General features: G+C 70.8%; 17 protein-coding genes. 5 read left to right on the top strand and 12 right to left on the bottom strand.

Annotation, left to right across the window (positions count from 1 at the left end; all coding sequences use genetic code 11):
* Window positions 1-192: 192 nt before the first annotated feature.
* Window positions 193-1788, bottom strand: coding sequence for a cation acetate symporter (locus EAO75_RS31485; protein ID WP_410092500.1), 1596 nt, complete (start codon window positions 1786-1788; stop codon window positions 193-195).
* A 2-nt stretch (window positions 1789-1790) separates the two neighbouring features.
* A complete protein-coding gene (locus EAO75_RS31480; protein ID WP_147998543.1) occupies window positions 1791-2210 on the bottom strand; it encodes a DUF485 domain-containing protein in 420 nt (139 codons plus the stop codon).
* A 333-nt stretch (window positions 2211-2543) separates the two neighbouring features.
* Between EAO75_RS31480 and EAO75_RS31475 the strand changes: the two genes are divergently transcribed.
* The gene (locus EAO75_RS31475; protein WP_147998542.1) at window positions 2544-3035 is read left to right on the top strand and encodes an HAD family acid phosphatase; all 492 of its coding nucleotides are present in this window, start codon (window positions 2544-2546) and stop codon (window positions 3033-3035) included.
* Between the two features lie 15 nt (window positions 3036-3050).
* Here EAO75_RS31475 and EAO75_RS31470 read toward each other — a convergent pair whose 3' ends face one another.
* From EAO75_RS31470 to egtA, 5 genes are all read right to left on the bottom strand, one after another.
* Window positions 3051-3266, bottom strand: a complete 216-nt coding sequence (locus tag EAO75_RS31470; RefSeq protein ID WP_147998541.1) for a dodecin — start codon at window positions 3264-3266, stop codon at window positions 3051-3053.
* 66 nt (window positions 3267-3332) lie between these two features.
* The gene (gene egtD, locus EAO75_RS31465) at window positions 3333-4295 is read right to left on the bottom strand and encodes an L-histidine N(alpha)-methyltransferase (RefSeq protein ID WP_147998540.1); all 963 of its coding nucleotides are present in this window, start codon (window positions 4293-4295) and stop codon (window positions 3333-3335) included.
* A complete protein-coding gene (egtC, locus tag EAO75_RS31460; RefSeq protein ID WP_147998539.1) occupies window positions 4292-5083 on the bottom strand; it encodes an ergothioneine biosynthesis protein EgtC in 792 nt (263 codons plus the stop codon). The genes egtD and egtC overlap by 4 nt, the downstream gene beginning before the upstream one ends.
* Window positions 5083-6402, bottom strand: coding sequence for an ergothioneine biosynthesis protein EgtB (egtB, locus tag EAO75_RS31455; protein ID WP_147998538.1), 1320 nt, complete (start codon window positions 6400-6402; stop codon window positions 5083-5085). The genes egtC and egtB overlap by 1 nt, the downstream gene beginning before the upstream one ends.
* Window positions 6399-7706: an ergothioneine biosynthesis glutamate--cysteine ligase EgtA gene (egtA, locus tag EAO75_RS31450; protein ID WP_147998537.1), complete on the bottom strand. Its 1308-nt coding sequence runs from the start codon at window positions 7704-7706 to the stop codon at window positions 6399-6401. Before egtA ends, egtB begins: the two co-directional genes overlap by 4 nt.
* Before the next feature lie 339 nt (window positions 7707-8045).
* Between egtA and EAO75_RS31445 the strand changes: the two genes are divergently transcribed.
* Entirely contained in the window at window positions 8046-8870 is an 825-nt protein-coding gene (locus EAO75_RS31445; protein ID WP_147998536.1) for a TIGR02452 family protein, read from the top strand.
* On the opposite strand, the gene EAO75_RS31440 is transcribed toward EAO75_RS31445, so the two are convergent.
* From EAO75_RS31440 to EAO75_RS31425, 4 genes are all read right to left on the bottom strand, one after another.
* The gene (locus EAO75_RS31440) at window positions 8855-9301 is read right to left on the bottom strand and encodes a type II toxin-antitoxin system PemK/MazF family toxin (RefSeq protein WP_147998535.1); all 447 of its coding nucleotides are present in this window, start codon (window positions 9299-9301) and stop codon (window positions 8855-8857) included. The genes EAO75_RS31445 and EAO75_RS31440 overlap by 16 nt on opposite strands.
* Before the next feature lie 43 nt (window positions 9302-9344).
* Window positions 9345-10820: a flotillin family protein gene (locus EAO75_RS31435; protein WP_147998534.1), complete on the bottom strand. Its 1476-nt coding sequence runs from the start codon at window positions 10818-10820 to the stop codon at window positions 9345-9347.
* Between the two features lie 134 nt (window positions 10821-10954).
* Window positions 10955-11173: a hypothetical protein gene (locus tag EAO75_RS31430; protein WP_261989494.1), complete on the bottom strand. Its 219-nt coding sequence runs from the start codon at window positions 11171-11173 to the stop codon at window positions 10955-10957.
* Window positions 11174-11212: 39 nt separating this feature from the next.
* Complete coding sequence (locus tag EAO75_RS31425) at window positions 11213-12637, bottom strand: amidase (RefSeq protein ID WP_147998533.1); 1425 nt, start codon at window positions 12635-12637, stop codon at window positions 11213-11215.
* A 247-nt stretch (window positions 12638-12884) separates the two neighbouring features.
* Here EAO75_RS31425 and EAO75_RS31420 point away from each other — a divergent pair, with 247 nt between their 5' ends.
* The 3 genes from EAO75_RS31420 (at window position 12885) to EAO75_RS31410 (ending at window position 15911) form a co-directional block, all read left to right on the top strand.
* Window positions 12885-14273 carry a glycoside hydrolase family 43 protein gene (locus EAO75_RS31420; RefSeq protein WP_147998532.1) on the top strand — a complete coding sequence of 463 codons (1389 nt, stop codon included), beginning with the start codon at window positions 12885-12887 and terminating at the stop codon, window positions 14271-14273.
* Between the two features lie 124 nt (window positions 14274-14397).
* Window positions 14398-15036: a TetR/AcrR family transcriptional regulator gene (locus EAO75_RS31415; protein ID WP_147998531.1), complete on the top strand. Its 639-nt coding sequence runs from the start codon at window positions 14398-14400 to the stop codon at window positions 15034-15036.
* A gap of 188 nt (window positions 15037-15224) precedes the next feature.
* Entirely contained in the window at window positions 15225-15911 is a 687-nt protein-coding gene (locus tag EAO75_RS31410; protein WP_147998530.1) for an alpha/beta fold hydrolase, read from the top strand.
* An 80-nt stretch (window positions 15912-15991) separates the two neighbouring features.
* Here EAO75_RS31410 and EAO75_RS31405 read toward each other — a convergent pair whose 3' ends face one another.
* On the bottom strand, window positions 15992-16747 hold the full coding sequence (locus EAO75_RS31405) for a nuclear transport factor 2 family protein (protein ID WP_147998529.1): 756 nt from the start codon (window positions 16745-16747) through the stop codon (window positions 15992-15994).
* Window positions 16748-16787: the final 40 nt, after the last annotated feature.

Raw genomic sequence — 16787 nt, 5'->3', positions numbered from 1 at the left:
TCCACGCGGTCGCGGTCGACCTCGATGGGGATCCCCGCCGAGGAACTGACCGCCACCGCGCAGCGCTACGGCAGCGTCCCGCACGCTTACGTGACCTGTACCCGGGACAACGCCATCCCCCTGGCGCTGCAACACCGCTTCATCAAGGAGATCGGCGCCGTGTCGGCCTCCCCGGCCGCCGTCACCGAACTCTCACTCCTTGCTGCCCACCAGCATCCGCACCTCGAACTCCTCGTAGGCGGCGTCGTCCTGGGGCTGCCGGCGCTCGCCCAGTACCGTGCCGAGCCAGCCGAGCAGGAAGCCCGCCGGGATGGAGACGATGCCCGGGTTCTGGAGCGGGAACCAGGCGAAGTCGTAGTCCGGGTAGAACGAGCCCGGCGTGGCGGACACCACGGGGGAGAACAGCACCAGCAGGATCGAGCAGACCAGGCCGCCCCAGAGACTGAGCAGCGCTCCCTCGCCGGTGAAGCGGCGCCAGAACAGGGTGTACACGATCGTCGGCAGGATCGCGGACGCCGCGATGGCGAAGGCGAGGAACGCGAGCGTCGCTGTGTTGGCGCCCCAGGAGACGAGCGCGAGCAGCATCGCGAGCACACCGATGACGACCGCGGACAGTCGCGCGACCATCAGCTCCTCCGTCTCGCTCGCCCGCCCCTTGCGGATCACCTCCCCGTACAGGTCGTGGGCGAGCGAGGAGGCGGCGGCCAGGGTGAGGCCGGCGGCGACGGCGAGCAGGGTGACGAAGGCGAGGCAGGACAGCAGGGCCGTGAGGATGCCGCCGCCCAGGTGGCCCGCGAGGAGCAGGACCGCGGAGTCGCCCTTGTGGTCCGTCTCCGCGATGGTGTCCCGGCCGACGATGGCTGTGGCGCCGAGGCCGAGGACGCCGGCCGCGAGACAGACCAGGCCGACGAGGCCGACGGCCCATACGACTGAGGAGCGCAGGACGTCGACCTTGCGCGGGGCGAGCAGGCGCATCAGGACGTGGGGGAGCGCGGCGAGGCCGAGGACGATCGCCAGTTCCAGGCTGAAGAAGTCGAGCTTGCTGGTGGTGCTGACGCCGTAGCGCAGTCCGGGTTCGAGGAACCGGGTGCCGGCGCCGCTGTGGTCGGCGGCGGCGGACAGCAGGGTGTTCGGGTTCCAGTCGTAGCGGTGCAGCACCATGACCGCGGTGATCGTCACGCCCGCCACCAGCATCACGGCCTTGATGATCTGGATGACCGTGGCGCCGGGCGCGCCCCCGATGGCGGCGTAGACGATGACGATCGTGCCGATGACGACCACGCACAAGGTGCGTGTCGCGGCGCCGGGCTCGCCCGTGAACTGGGTCAGCAGGGCGATGCTGCCGACGAGCTGGGCGACCAGGTACAGGGTCGTGATGGCCAGCGTGCACACGGCCAGGGCGAGCCGCGCCGGGCGCTGCAGCCGGGTCAGGCGCAGGGCCAGTGTGTCGCCGAGGGTGAACCTGCCCGCGCGGCGCAGGGGTTCGGCGATCAGCAGCAGCACCATCATCCAGGCGACGACGGTGCCGCCGAGGTACAGCAGTCCGTCGTAGCCGTTGAGGGCGACCAGCCCGGTGCTGCCGAGCAGTGTCGCGGCCGACAGGTAGTCGCCGCACATCGCGAGGCCGTTGCGCAGCGGGGACATGGTGCGGTTGCCGAGGTAGAACTCGCTGATCTCGTCGCGATGAGGGGCCGTCAGCAGCGCTATGAACAGCGTGACCACGACCACCGACAGGAACAGCACGAACGTCAGTTGCAGGCTGAACCGGTCGACGATGCCTTCGGACATGGTCACCACGTGCGGTACCCCCTGGAGCCGGGCTGGGCGGGTGCGCGCAGCGGGCCCGACTCGTGCTGGTGCAGGCGTGAGCTGAGGCCGCGGGCGAGCGGGTCGACCCGGGTACGCATGTGCCGTACGTACCACCAGGCCGTCAGGCCCATCACGACGAACTGTCCGAGCCCCAGGGCCAGGCCGAGCGTGAGGTTGCCGGTCAGACGCTCGTTCATCAGGCCGGGGAGGGTGTGCGACAGCAGCACGTACAACAGGAATCCGCCGACGGACAAGAGTGTCGCGCGGACGCCGAACCTGCGCTGGGCGCGGCGCAGGGTGCGGAATTCGGGATCTTCGGATATACGTTTGGCCGGTGCCGGTTCTCTATTCGGCGAACCGTATGTGAGGGAATTGTCGTGCCGTGGTGAAAACTCGGGCACAGGCGCACCTTCTTCGCTGCGTCATGCCGAACACACTGGGGAGTGCGGGCCTGATGGGGGGACGGGTGGTGGGGCGGCGAAAGCCGGAAGCCGGAGTATGACAGCGCTCTCTTCGGGCAATCAACCACCGAGCTGAATTGCCACCACCATTGCCACCACGTGCTGGCGCATTCGTACCCCTCGCGATTCTCCGGCGATCTTGCGGGGCCTGCAGAAAAGGTACCTGAGGGAATTAGTCCGGACCATTTCTTTCCGTCGGACTGTCTCAATTCAGAACCCGGGTTCCAGCGGTCGCGCCAGGGCCGGAGAGGGAGCCCCTCTAGGGTGAGTGGTGTGACCGACAGCAACGAGCACCCGCTCGCCGTCTTCGACCTGGACAACACCCTCGCCGACACGGCGCACCGGCAGCACTTCCTGGAGCGCAAACCGCGCGACTGGGACGCCTTCTTCGCGGCGGCCCCGCAGGACCCGCCCATCGAGGAGGGTGTCGCGCTGGCGCGCGAGAGCGCCGAGGAGTGCGAGGTCCGCTATCTGACCGGGCGACCCGAGCGCTGCCGGCGCGACACGCTCGACTGGCTTGCGGAGCACGGGCTGCCGGAGGGGCGCTTGTATATGCGGCGCAACGACGACCGCAGGCCCGCCCGGCGCACCAAGCTGGAGATCCTGCGCCGCCTGTCCCGCACCCACGAGATCCGGGTGCTGGTGGACGACGACGAGCTGGTGTGCGAGGACGCCGAACGGGCCGGTTTCACCGTCGTACGGGCACGCTGGACCGCCCCGTCCGCCGCGCTGAAGGTGGCGCAGGAGCGGGAGGGGCGGACCTGACGACAGGGACCTGTGCTACTCGGATTCGTCGAGGCGGAAGCCGACCTTCATGGTCACCTGCCAGTGCGCGATCTCACCGCCGTCGAGCTGGCCACGGACCTCGACCACCTCGAACCAGTCCAGATTGCGCAGCGTCTGCGAGGCGCGCGTGATGCCGTTGCGGATCGCCTGGTCCACGCCGTCGGGCGAGGTGCCGACGATGTCCGTGACCCGGTAGGTGTGGTTCGACATGTGGGTGCTCCTCTCACACGCGTCACTCCACCGTGCCCCAAGGCGGGGCATCGCGCGAGCCGTCCGTCAGCGTGCCACGCTCAGTGACAGTGCGAAGCGGCCCTCGCTGTCCGTCCACCAGTGCGCCAGCTCCAGCCCGGCCGCCGACAGTTCCGCGCGTACACCCTCCTTCCGGAACTTCGCCGACACCTCGGTGCGCATCTCCTCGCCCGCCGCGAACTCCACGGCGAGGTCCAGCGCGGGCACCTTCACCGTCTGCGCCGTACGTGCCCGCAGCCGCATCTCGATCCACTCGTGGTCCGGGTCCCAGCGCGCCACGTGCTCGAAGGCTCCCGGATCGAAGTCGGCGCCCAACTCGCGGTCGATCACCGTCAGGACGTTCTTGTTGAACGCGGCCGTCACCCCGGCCGCGTCGTCGTAGGCGGCGACCAGGACCCTCTCGTCCTTGACCAGGTCCGTGCCGAGCAGCAGCGCGTCACCGGGGGAGAGCAGGGCCCGCACCGAGGCGAGGAACGCCGCCCGCTCGTGCGGCAGCAGATTGCCGACCGTGCCGCCGAGGAACGCCACCAACCGGGGACCCGGCGTGTCCGGCAGGTCCATCCCGGCGGTGAAGTCGGCGATCAGGGCATGGACGTTCAGCCCCGGCCGTTCCTCGACGAGCGCCTGCCCGGCCTGGGCGAGCGCGCTCTCGCTGACGTCGACGGGCACGTACGTGTGCAGCCCGGTCAGGGCGTCGATCAGGTGGCGCGTCTTCTCCGAGGACCCGGAGCCCAGCTCGACGAGAGTGCGGGCGCCGGTGGCGGCGGCGATCTCCCCGGCCCGGTCGACCAGGATCTCCCGCTCGGCGCGCGTCGGGTAGTACTCGGGCAGCTCGGTGATCTTCTCGAAGAGCTCGCTGCCCTGAGCGTCGTAGAACCACTTCGGCGGCAGCGTCTTGGGCGTGCCGGTCAGGCCTTCGAGGACGTCGGCGCGCAGGGCGGCGTCGGTGGCGTCCTCGGGCAGGGTGCGGGTCAGCAGGAACGGACTCACGTGCTGGGCTCCTTGAGTGGTGCGGGGACCAGGGGGTCGCCGGGTTCCTTGAGGGGGGTGAGGAGAACGTCGGTGCGGCTCGCTGCGAGGAGGGTGCGGTCCGGGACCTCCTGCCAGTGCGGATCGTCGTCGTAGGGCTCGGAGGCCACGACGGTGCCGCCGCCGGGCCGGGTCAGATACCAGAGCGTGTCGCCCCAGGCGGTCGCCGCGATGGTCTCGCCGCTGGTGAGCAGCAGGTTCAACCGGGAGCCGGGGGCCGCCTCGGCGACCTCCACGACCGTGTCGGCCAGCGCCTGCCCCATCTCGTCGCCGCCGCGCAGCCGCGCGAGCACCAGCGCCCAGACGAACGCCGAGTCGTTGCGGGCCTCCAGCGACAGCAGGTCCACGGCAGGCACGGTCGGGACGAGCGGTGCGAGCGAGCCCGGCCAGCCCTTCACGGCGCCGTTGTGGCTGAACAGCCAGGGACCCGAGGCGAACGGCGCCGCCGCGGCCTCCTGGTCGGCGCCCGGCACCGTCGCGTCCCGTACGGCCGCGAGCAGCGCTGTGCTCCGTACGACCCGCGCGAGATCGGCGAAGGACGGATCCGCCCAGATGGGCCCGGCCCGGCGGTACCGCGCCGGCACCGGGTCTCCCTCGGCGTACCAGCCGACCCCGAAACCGTCGGCGTTGACGGTCCCGTGCCGCTGGCGCCGAGGTGCCCAGGACTGGCGGTACAGGCCGTGCTCGGGCTCCCCGAGGAGCCGGCCGAGCGGCTCCTCGGGGCCCAGGTAGGCCAGATGACGGCACATCAGACGGTTCCGGCGGAGCGGGCCGTGCGGAAGCCGGAGAAGATCTGCCGCCGTATCGGATAGTCCCAGTTGCGGAAGGTGCCCCGGCAGGCCACCGCGTCCACGGCGAACGAACCGCCGCGCAGCACCTTGTGCTCCGGCCCGAAGAACACGTCCGAGTACTCCTTGTACGGGAACGCCTGGAAACCCGGGTACGGCAGGAAGTCGCTCGCCGTCCACTCCCACACGTCACCGATCAACTGCCGTACACCGAGCGGCGATTCGCCCTCCGGGTAGCTACCGGCGGGCGCCGGGCGCAGATGCCGCTGGCCGAGGTTGGCATGCTCGGGCGCGGGGTCGGCGTCGCCCCACGGGTAGCGCGTCGAGCGGTCCCCGGCCGGGTCGTGCCGGGCGGCCTTCTCCCACTCGGCCTCGGTGGGCAGCCGGCGTCCGGCCCAGCGGGCGTAGGCGTCGGCCTCGTACCAGCACACGTGCAGCACCGGCTCGTCGGGCGGGACGACCTCCGTGACGCCGAAGCGGCGCCTGAGCCACTGCTTGCCGTCCCGGCGCCAGAACAGCGGCGCGTGGATGGAGTGCTGCCGGATGTGCGCCCAGCCCTCCGGCGTCCACCAGCGTTCGGTGTCATAGCCGCCGTCCGCGATGAACGCCTGGTACGCGGCGTTCGTCACCGGCGTGACATCCATGTAGAACGCCGGGACCTCCCGCCGGTGCGCCGGGCGCTCGTTGTCCAGCGCCCAGGGCTCGGTGGAGGTGCCCATCGTGAACGGGCCGCCGGGGACCAGGACTTCGGACGGCCCCGTGAACAGGGGCACCGGGTCCGGGTCCGGCGCGGTCAGGGCCTGCGGGCCCTTCCGGAGCTGATGCGTGATCAGCATCGTCTCGTCGTGCTGCTGCTCGTGCTGCGCGATCATCCCGAAGGCGAAGCCCGCCTCGGTCAGCCGCGTCCCGTGGAACGCGGTGCTCTCCAGGATGTCCAGCACTCTTCCGCGCACCTCCGCCGCGTAGTGCCGGGCCTCGGTCGGCGGCAGCAGTGGCAGCGTGGGCCGCGCGGCGCGCGGGTGCTCGAAGGCGTCGTAGATGCCGTCGATCTCGGGCCGCATCGCGTCCCGCCCGCCCACCGTCCGGAGCAGCCACTGCTCCTCCTGGTTGCTGATGTGCGCGAGGTCCCACACCAGCGGAGACATCAGCGGCGAGTGCTGGGCCGTCAGGTCGGGGTCCTCGACGCAGCTGGTCAGCAGGGTCGTGCGGGCACGGGCGGTGGTGAGGGTGGTCAGTGCCCGCTCGCGGAGAGTATCGGCGTCGAAAGCGGGGTCCGTCATGTGCGGATGTCCTTCCCGTGCAGGGTGCGGTCCGTGCCGTAGAGCTCGTCCAACAGGTCGTCGGCGGGGCAGCGGCCCCGTACGACATAGCGGTCCCGGTACGCCGCCACGGCGTCCACGACCTCGGTCGTGGCGCCCAGCCGGGGCAGGGCCCGAAGTGCCGTCGCGAAACAGATGTCCGCCACCTCCCGCAGCTCGGGGTCGGCGAGGCCCGAGCGGGCCGCGTCGATCCACAGCGGGTTGTGCGGGGCGGGCAGCGGCCGCGCGCGCTCGGCCAGCGGCTTCACGGCCCGGTACGCGGTCTCGGCCGCCTCCGGGTCGTCGAAGAGCGCGGTCGCCACGGCGAGCGGCACGATCCAGCCGTTCTCGCCGGGCTGGGCGTCGATCATGCGCAGTTCCAGATGGCCACGCGGTCTGACCGGCGGGAACAGCGTCGTGAGGTGGTAGTCCAGGTCCTCCTGCGTCGGCGGCCTGGGCGCCCCCGATCTGGTCCACTCCCGGAACGAAAGACCGTCCGGGACATCCCACGGGCCGTCGTCCTCCCGCCGTACGCACATCACCGGCGCGTCCACCACATGCCGCGCCCAGGCAGCCCGTGGATCGCCGTCCAGCGCAGGAGCGCCCGCGCGCCCCGCGCCTATCTCCATCCACAGCAACTGGCGGGTGGAGAGCCAGCCGGTGGGCTCGCCCCCGGCCAGCGGGGAGTTGGCGAAAGCGGCGACGAGCACGGCGCCCAGATGGTGTGCCAGCCACCAGCGCCGCCCGTGCCCGAGCGGTCCTGGCTCCTCGTAGCCCGCGTCCAGGCAGACCTGCACCGAGGCGGAGGTGCACATCATGGCGCGACCGGCCGGGCCCGCCCGGTCCAGGTACGCCTCCATGGCGTCATAGCGCGGCTGGCGCAGGAAGCGCCGGGGCGTGTGCCAGGGATCGTTGCCCATTCCGACCAGACCGAGATCGTGCTCGCGCAGTACCGCGCGGGCGGCGTCGAGGTCGGCGGAGACGGTACCGATGCACTCCATGAGCGAGGTGGCGGGCGGGGAGCTCAGCTCCAGCTGACCGCCGGGTTCGACGGTGAGCGCCGACCTCAGGGGCACGGTCCGTAGTGCGGCGTAGGCCGCTTCGAGTCGTTCGGGTGTCACGGGGAGCTGCGGGCTGCGCAGCTCATGGACGAGCCATTCCACTTCGACCCCGAGGGTGCGTGGCGGGCCGGTCTTGAAGCAGATGCCCCGGACCAGGGCCTCCACCTCGGCTTCGGTGACTGCGGAGCGCGGCTGCTCCGTACAGTCGCTCACCGAATCTGACATGTCTTGGATCCTCCTGAGAGTCCACGATGCCGCCCGGCCCGGATCTTGTGGGCGGGCCGGCACACTCGTCCCACCCAAGACCTTCTCGTCGCTTCGCACAAGGGTGCGTACTGGCACGTTCCGGGTACGTAATCTTTGCGTTCCTGGCGTTAGCAGGGGCTTTCCCGATTGTTCTCGGTCGGCTGTGGGCCCGGAATTTCTGTTGCACCGCATCACCAGCATCGCTCAGGATGCCCGCATGAGCACGGCGGGGGAGATCGCGGGCGGCCGCGAGGGTTGCACGACGAGGGCGCGCACATCGGTGGCGCGCGGTGACATGGCGCGCACAGGGGTCGCGCCATGAGCGCGCGCCTGCGCGGCATCGCGCAGCAGACGGAGCAGATCGTGGCGGCGGGGACGTACCGGGCGCCGAACGGCCGCGAGGTGTCCGTCGCGGCGGCGATCGAGGCGGCGCGGGCGGGCACGCGGATGTACGGGCCGGGTCCTGTGCCGGTGCCGTCGTTCTCCGCCGTCGATACGTCCTTCGAGGTCACCGGCGAGAGCAGCCTGGAGGCCGCCCACCGGCTCGGCGGCGACACGGCCGTACTGAACTTCGCCTCGGCCCGCAATCCCGGCGGCGGCTTCCTGAACGGCGCCCAGGCCCAGGAAGAGGCCCTGTGCCGCGCCTCGGCGCTGTACACCTGCCTGCTCGGGGCCCGCGAGTTCTACGACCACCACCGCGCCCACCGCGACCCGTTCTACACGGACCGTGTCATCCACTCACCCGGCGTGCCCGTCTTCCGCGACGACCGCGGCCGCCTGCTGGACGAGCCGTACACGACCGGCTTCCTGACCGCCGCGGCACCGAACGCGGGGGTCGTCCGGCGTACGGCCCCCGAGCGCACCGCCGAGCTGCCCCGCGCGCTCGCGACCCGCGCCGAGCGGGTGCTGGAGACGGCCGCCGCGCACGGGTACCGGCGACTCGTGCTGGGCGCCTGGGGCTGCGGGGTGTTCCAGAACGAGCCCGCGCAGGTGGCGGGCGCGTTCCGCGCGCTGCTCGGGTCCGGCGGCCGGTTCGCCGGGGCCTTCGACCACGTGGTGTTCGGGATCCTCGACCGCACGCCGGACAGCCCGGTGCGAGCGGCGTTCGCCAAGGCGTTCTCGCAGCGTCAGGTCCAGCCGTAGCGCTCGTGCAGACGCTGCCGGACCAGGTTGAACCGCCCCCGGTCCAGGGCGCACGCCTCCCGGCGCATGCCCTGCTCGTGCAGCCGCAGGATGCGGTCCACGTCCACCCAGGAGTCGCGGCCCGACCGGTCCCACGGCCCGCTGCCGATCGCCACCCACTCACGGTCCCCGTCGTGCCGCTTGCTGGAGAGCTGCACGGCGAGGAGGGTCCCGCCGTTCTCCCGCGCGACGACCAGCACCGGGCGGTCCTTGCCCCGTCCGTCGTTCTCCTCGTAGGGGACCCAGGTCCAGACGATCTCGCCGGGGTCGGGGTCGCCGTCGTGCGCGGGGGAGTACTCGGTGCGCACCTTGCCGACCGCGCGCGGGTCGGCCTCGGTCGTGGCGGTGGGGCCGAAGCGGCCCGGAACGTTCTCGTCGGTATACGTGCTCACGGGGGCACCTTAGGGGCTGCCCCCGTGAGTTACGCGTGAAGGGTCACTTCTCGTCCATCGGCACCTTCTGGTTCTGGGCGAGCCCATTGAGCGGCGAGGCCTCCGCAGCCGCCTGACCGTTCTGCTGCATCGACGAGAGCAGCTGACGCGCCAGACCCAGCCCCGTACCGCCCATGGTGAGCGCCTTGGCGAACATGTCCGCCATGCCGTCGGCGCCGTTGAGCACCACCATGTTGTCGACGTTGCCGAACGCGGACGCGCCGGCCAGCACGATCTCCGGCCAGTTCTCGGCGAGTTGCTGGGCGACGACCGCTTCCTGGTTCTCGGCGAGGGCCGCGGCACGTGCCTTGATGGCCTCCGCCTCCGCGAGCCCCTTGGCCTTGGTCGCCTCCGCGTTCGCGAGCCCCTTGGCCTGGGCCGCGGCTGCCTCGGCCTCACCGGTGGCCCGCGTGGCCGCAGCCGTGGCCGCGCCGCGCGTCTTCGTCGCCTCGGCCTCGGCGCCCGCGGCCGTCTTGACCCGGGTCGCCTCGGCGGCGGCCGCCAGCTCCGTCTCCTTCGCCTTGGCCTCGGCCGCCGAGATACGCGCGTCACGCTCGGCCTCGGCCAGTGTCCGCTTCTCGTAGGCCTGCGCGTCGGCGGGCTTGCGGACATCGGCTTGGAGCTGCTGCTCACGCCGGTGCGCCTCCAGTTCGGCGACCCGCGTCTCCTGGACGACGACCTCCTGCCGGGCGGCCGCGTCGGCGAGCGGCCCGGCCTGCCGGGCCTTGGCACCCGCCTTGTCGCGCTCGGCCTGGTAGCCGGCCTGGAGGATCTCGCTGTCCCGGGTCGCCTCGGCCATCCGCGCGTAACTCTGCTGCTCCGCCTCGGTGGCGAGCCGGTTCGACTCGGCCTGCGCGATGCGCGCGTCCCGCTGCACGGCCGCCGCGTGCGGGGCGGCCAGGTTCTTGATGTACCCGGTCGGGTCCTCGATCTCGTGGATCTGGAGCGAGTCGACGATGAGGCCGAGCTTCTCCATCTCCGTACCGCACGCCGCCCGCGTCTGCCCGGTGAGCTTCTCCCGGTCGCGGATCATGTCCTCGACCGTCAACCCGCCCACGATGGACCGCAGATGACCGGCGAAGACGTTGTGCACCCGCTCGGACATCAGCTTCTGCTGGTCCAGGAAACGGCGGGCCGCATTGGCGATCGACACGAAGTCGTCGCCCACCTTGAAGATGACCACGCCCCGCACTCTCAGGGGAATGCCCTGGTGGGTCACGCAGTCCACTTGCAGCTCGGTCTCGTTCAGGTCGAGCGACAGCTTGCGCACCGCCTGCACACCGGGCAGCACGAGCGTGCCGCGCCCGGTGACGATGCGAAAGCCCATCCCCTCCTCCAGCCCCTCCATGCGGTGCTTGGAGCCGGAGATGACCAGTGCCTCGTTGGGTTCTGCGACCCGCCACATCATCTTGAACAGACCGATCGATGCGAGGAATGCGGCTACCGCCACCCCCGCCACGACGCCGACAACCATCGGCATACGCCCCCTTTGCATGGTGCCCTTACGGCACCGAACGAATGGGAGTGTGCGCCTGTGCCGGGCGCAGGTACAGACGTTGACGGATCCTTGTCGCAACCTTGACGCACAGGTCTCTCACCTGCGACGGAGCGAGCTCAACTGTCGTATGCCGACTGGACGTAGACCGTGCGCGGCGGCTGGTACTCCACCACCATCACGACGGTGCCGCGCTCGATCCGCTCCGTCCCGGTGGCGGGATAGGCGAGGAAGTGCTCGGCGCCGCCGCGCACCCGCACGATCACCTCGCCGACGAGTCCCGGCCCGATCGTCCCCGTGACCCGCCCCATGAGCCCGACCATCGACGCGTCGTCCATGGTCACAGCGTAGGGCCTGTGCCCGGGAGTTGGTGTGGGTCAGGCAACCGCACTGGGCGCCGTCTCGCCCTGCTGCGGCGGCCACAGGTCGTGCCACCGCAGCTCCGCCTCCAGCTGCGCGGCCAGCGCGATCAGCAGCGGCTCGCTGTTCGCCGGCCCGAGCAGCTGGCCGCCGACGGGCAGCCCGCCCACGAATCCGGCGGGGACGTTGACGCCGGGCCAGCCCAGCACGTTCCAGGGCCAGGCGTAGGGGCAGGCGGCGATCATCGCCCGGTCGGTGGCGAAACCGCCGAGGCCGAGCATCGCGCCGATCCGGGGCGGGGCCGCGGCTGTCGTGGGCGCGAGGACGACGTCGTACGACTCGTAGAACCTGCCGATACGGCGGTGCAGGACCGCCTCCGCCCGCCGGGCCGCCCGCAGCGGGGCCCCGCCGAGGAGCCGGCCCAGGCGGGCGGCGCTGCGGGTGCGCGGGTCGAGCAGTGCGGGGAAGGGCACCTCGTCGGCCCACTCGGCGATACCGGCCGTCGCGCGCGGGATGAACGTCAGCCCGATCTGGCCGTACGGCGGATCGGCCTCCTCGACATGGTGCCCCAACGCGCTGAGCCGCTCGGCGAGTTCGACGATCCTGGCCCGCACCTCCGGTTGCAGCCGGGCGGGCAGGGCGGTGAACGGCGGCTTGAGGGAGAGCGCGATGCGCAGCCGGCCGGGGTCGCGGCCGACGGCCTCGGAGGCGTCGATGGCGGGCGGCCGGTGCGGGTCGCGTTCGTGGTTGCCGGCGGCGGCGTCCAGCAGCAGGGCCGCGTCGGCCACCGTACGGGCGAGGGTGCCGTTGACGGTGATGCCCTTGAAGGACTCGCCGCGCGGCCAGGTGGAGACCCGGCCGCGCTGCGGCTTGATGCCGATCAGGTTCGTCCACGAGGCCGGGATCCGCACCGAGCCGGCTCCGTCCGAGCCGAGTGCGGCGGGCACCAGACCGGCGGCCACGGCGGCCGCCGAACCGCCGGACGAGCCGCCCGGCGTGTGGTTGTGATCCCACGGATTGCGCGTCGCGCCGAAGGCGGGGCCCTCGGTGAACGGCCACTGCCCCAGCTCACAGGTGTTGGTCTTGCCGACGATCACGGCCCCGGCCGCGCGCAGCCGACGTACCGCCTCACCGTCCTCGGCGAGGGGCGGGAACTCTCCCGCGCACCCGAACGCGGTCGGCTCGCCCGCCACGTTCATGTCGTCCTTGACCGCGACCGGAACGCCGAGCAGCGGCCGGTGTGCCCCGGCTGCGAGCTCCCTGTCCGCGGCCTCGGCCTCGGCGAGCGCGGCCTCGGCCCGCACCACGCGGAAGGCGTTGAGGGACTCCTGCGTCGCCTCGATCCGCGCGAGCGCCTCCGCGACGAGGGCCCGCGACGTCACCTCCCCGTCGGCCAGCGCACGGGCGGACTCGGCGAGGCCTACGGCACGGTCGGGTGTCATACGGGGGCACCTCCGGGACGACGTTGTCTACCGAACGGTAACGTCAGTCGGGCCGGCGGCGGAACGTTTTCGCCCGGTGCGGCTCCGAGGTTCACCACAGGTTTCTCCCAGGTCCCGCTTCCACGTGTGCAAACCATTGACGCGCCGGGACCTCACCCCTACCTTCTGATCGAATTTCCGAACCATGTTCGAAACCACGAACATGCGTGACTCGGAATCGTCCCCTGAACCGTAGGGAGAGCCGCACGTGACCAGACGCCCTCACACCCCGTCCCGCCGCACCCTGCTGCGCGCGATGGCCGTCCTGCCGGCCTCGGCGCTGGTCCTGGGCGAGGCCCCCGGCCTGCTCGGCACAGCGCTGGCGGCCGCACCGCCCAGCGGCTCGGCCACCCGCTACACGATCGTGCCGTTCCTCAACAGCAACGACGGGACCGTGAACGTCTATCAGTCGGACGACGCCACCGACTTCCGTCTGGCCAAGGCCTCCGCCTACACGCCGCCGAGCAACCGCATCCGCGACGCGAGCATCCTCAGGCACACCAACGGCTCCTACTACATCACCTACACGACCCATACCTGGCAGGACACCAGCACCACCATCGGCTTCGCGCGCAGCACCGACCGGGTCAACTGGACGTTCCTGTACGACTACACGGTCCCGATCGCGAGTCTCTCCCGGGCCTGGGCGCCGGAGTGGTTCGTCGACAGCGACGGCAGCGTGAACGTCATCGTGTCCTGCTCCACCACCGACGACGAGTGGATCTTCACCCCGTATCTGCTGAAGGCCACGAACTCCGCCCTGACGGCGTGGAGTTCACCCGTCGCGCTGTCCGGCATCGGCGAGAACCACATCGACACGTTCCTCGTGAAGATCGGCTCCACCTACCACGCCTTCACCAAGAACGAGACGACGAAGTACATCGAGTACGCGACGGCCTCCAGCCTCACCGGCCCCTACGCGATCTCCCGCACCGGCGACTGGGCCGGCTGGGGCAGCTACCGCGAAGGCCCCGCGCTCATCCAGCTCGACAACGGCGGCTGGCGTCTGTTCTTCGACGGCTACGGCGACGGCACGTACTACTACAGCGACAGCTACGACACCTTCGCCACCTGGTCCGCCCCGGCCGGCCTGCCCGCCGTCTCCGGAACGGTCCGCCACTTCACGGTCATCAAGGAGACCGTCTCGGGCGGCCCGACCCTGGCGAAGAACGTCACCCGCTCCTTCCAGTCGGCCAACTTCTCCACCCGCTACTGGCAGGTCCAGTCCTCCCTGCTCAACCTCCCGGTGGTCAGCGCCTCCAGCACCACCGCCGAGAAGCAGGCGTCGACCTTCACGGTCGTGGCCGGCCTCGCCGACGCGAACGGCTACTCCTTGCGCGACTCCTCCGGCAAGTACCTGCGCCACTACGACTTCCGCGCCCGCTTCGACACCAACGACGGCACGTCGACATTCGCCAAGGACGCCACGTTCGTCGCCCGCACGGGTTCGTCGAGCGGCTCGATCCGCTTCGAGTCGTACAACTACCCCGGGTACTACCTGCGGCACTACAACTACCAACTGCGGGTGGACCGGACGGACGGCACGGATCTGTTCCGGCAGGACAGCTCGTTTACGCCGGTGACCTCTTGGGCCTGAGACCTGCTCGGCGCGATCGGTCTTGAGCCCAGCGGCCGGCCGGTTCCGGGGAGGGAACACTCCTCGGAACACCGCCGGCTTGGACCGGGAGGTCGGCATCCCGACGGTTCCTTAAAATGACCCCATGGCTTCCACCACTCGACGTCGCTCCAGCGCGGCTGACCGACGGTCCGCACTCGAAAAGCGGATCCTCTCCGTGATCGAGGAGCTGCTGCGCGATGGGGTGACCTACACCGAGCTGAGCGTGGAGCAGATCGCCAACGCGGCGGGCATCTCCCGCTCCACGTTCTATCTGTACTTCCGCGACAAGGTGGATGTTCTGCTCCGGCTGAGCGGATCGCTCAAGACGGAGAGCTACGCGATCACGTCTTCCTGGCGGCCCTGTGGTCCGGGCGGCGGGCTGGACGGTCTGGCGCGTACCTACGAGCTGATCCTTCGGCACTACCGCGAGCATGCGGCTCTGCTGTCGGCGATCAACGAAGTGGCCGCGTACGACCCGGCGGTCCGGGACGCATGGACGGCGGATCAGGACCGTTTCACCGACAACCTGGTGACGGTACTGAAGGAGGAGCAGCGGGCCGGGCGGACACCCGCAGACGTCGACCCCGGGCTTGCCGCCAGGATCATCGTCCAGGGCGGCGGTCAGGTCATCGCCCAGCAGGTGCACGGCAGCGACGAGGACGACGTGACCGTCGCACGTGAGCTGGCAAAGGGTTACTGGTACGGCGTGTTCCGCCGCGCCCCCGAACCGGCCGTCGACTAGCCGGTGCACGCCCCGCATCGGGGCTGTGTGCGGTGAACTCGGGCCTCCTGGAAGGCCCTTGCCTCGGTCCGGTCGAAAGGTCCCTCCTGGACAGTACGTTGGACAGTGTGTCCGATGACCTTTAGGCTCGGTGCGTCAGCGCCGCTGGGCGCTTTTGGCATTCCCTACCGATCTGAAAGTGGACTGCTGTGACTGATGGGGATTCCCGTCCGGCTCTGCTCCTGGTGCACGGGGCATGGCACGGCGCATGGTGCTGGGAGAAGCTGACGTCGGTGCTGGAGGCCGACGGGTGGCGGACTCGGGCGGTCGATCTGCCGAGCGCCGGTGAGCAGGCCGGCGTGCAGGACGACGCGCAGGCGGTCCTCCGGGAGTTGGAGACCATCGACGGCCCGGTCGTGGTCGTCGCGCACTCATACGGTGGCATACCGGTCAGCCAGGCCGTTGCCGAGGCGGGGAACGTGTCGCGCATCGTCTATCTGGCGGCGTACCAGCTGGAAGCCGGTGAGAGTCTCCTGGGGTTCCACGGTGCGCCGGTCTCGCCGGAGCCGGGTGGTTTCGTGGCCGTACCCGACAATCCCGTCGCGCTGTTCTACGGCGACGCGCTCCCGTCCGAGGCCGACGAGGCCGCCAAGCGACTGGTGCCGCAGAGCGCGAGGTCCTTCAACGACACCCTGACCGCGGCGGGGTGGCACACCGTCCCGTCGACGTACGTACTCTGCGAGGACGATCAGGCCCTGCCCGCGCAGAGCCAGCAGATCATGGCGGCAAGGTCCGGCGCGGTCCACCGGATCGAGGGCAGCCACTCGCCGTTCCTGTCGAAGCCGGCGGAACTCGCAGCCCTCCTGGCGAGCATCACCCTCCAGTCGGACAGCTGAGCCGAGTCCGCAGCCTCACACGAGCACTCACCCCAGTTCAATCACCTGGCAGTGTCCGCTGCCGATGACGGGAGTTCGGGTCAGAACAGGCCGTTGCTGTGCGGGAGTTCGGCGGGGATGGGGGCGATGACGTCCCAGTGCTCGACGATCTTGCCGTCGGCCACCCGGAAGAGGTCCCAGTAGGCGACCGGGACGCCGAACTCGCCCTCCGACTGCAGCAGTACGAAGTCGCCCTCGGCCACGACCTTGTGGACGGTCTTGTAGACCAGGTTCTTGCCCTGCTCGGCCCACTTGCCGGCGGCGACGCCGAAGCCGCCCAGGCCGTCGCCGGCCTCGGGGTTGTGCTGGTCGTAGGTCTCGGTGGAGATGTAGTCGGTGAGCACCGAGTAGTCGGCGCCCTTGAGGACCTTCTCCGCGAACTCGGTGACCAGGGCGCGGTTGGCCTCGGTCCTGTCGAGGTCGGTGGCCCGGGTCGGACCGTCGGTCTGGGTACGTCCGCTGACGGTGTCCTCGACGACCGGCGTCAGGGCGTCCCAGTGCTCCGCGAGCCTGCCGTTCTCGACGCGGRAGAGGTCGAAGGCGACCAGCGGGACGGGGCCGAAGCCGTGGTAGGTGCCGTGCAGCGCCACCAGGTCGCCGTCGGCGATGACCCGGGCGCCCTCGTAGCGGAAGCCGTCCGGCAGCGAGGAGACCAGGGCGCGCAGGGCCTCCGGGCCGTCGGCCGCGAGCGAGCTGTGCTGGACGTAGCCGGGGGCGACCCAGCGGTCCACCGCGGTGGGGTCCTTCTTGCCGAACAGCTCGCCGGCGGCTTCGACGGCCAGGTCCTTGTTGCTCATGACGCGTTCCGTTCTGCTGCGGTGGCGGCGGTGCTCCGGT

It is taken from the genome of Streptomyces sp. UW30 (genome assembly GCF_008042075.1).
GTDB lineage: Bacteria > Actinomycetota > Actinomycetes > Streptomycetales > Streptomycetaceae > Streptomyces.
The sequence above is the reverse complement of the archived record's forward strand: the minus strand, read 5'-3'. Positions and strand labels throughout refer to the sequence as shown.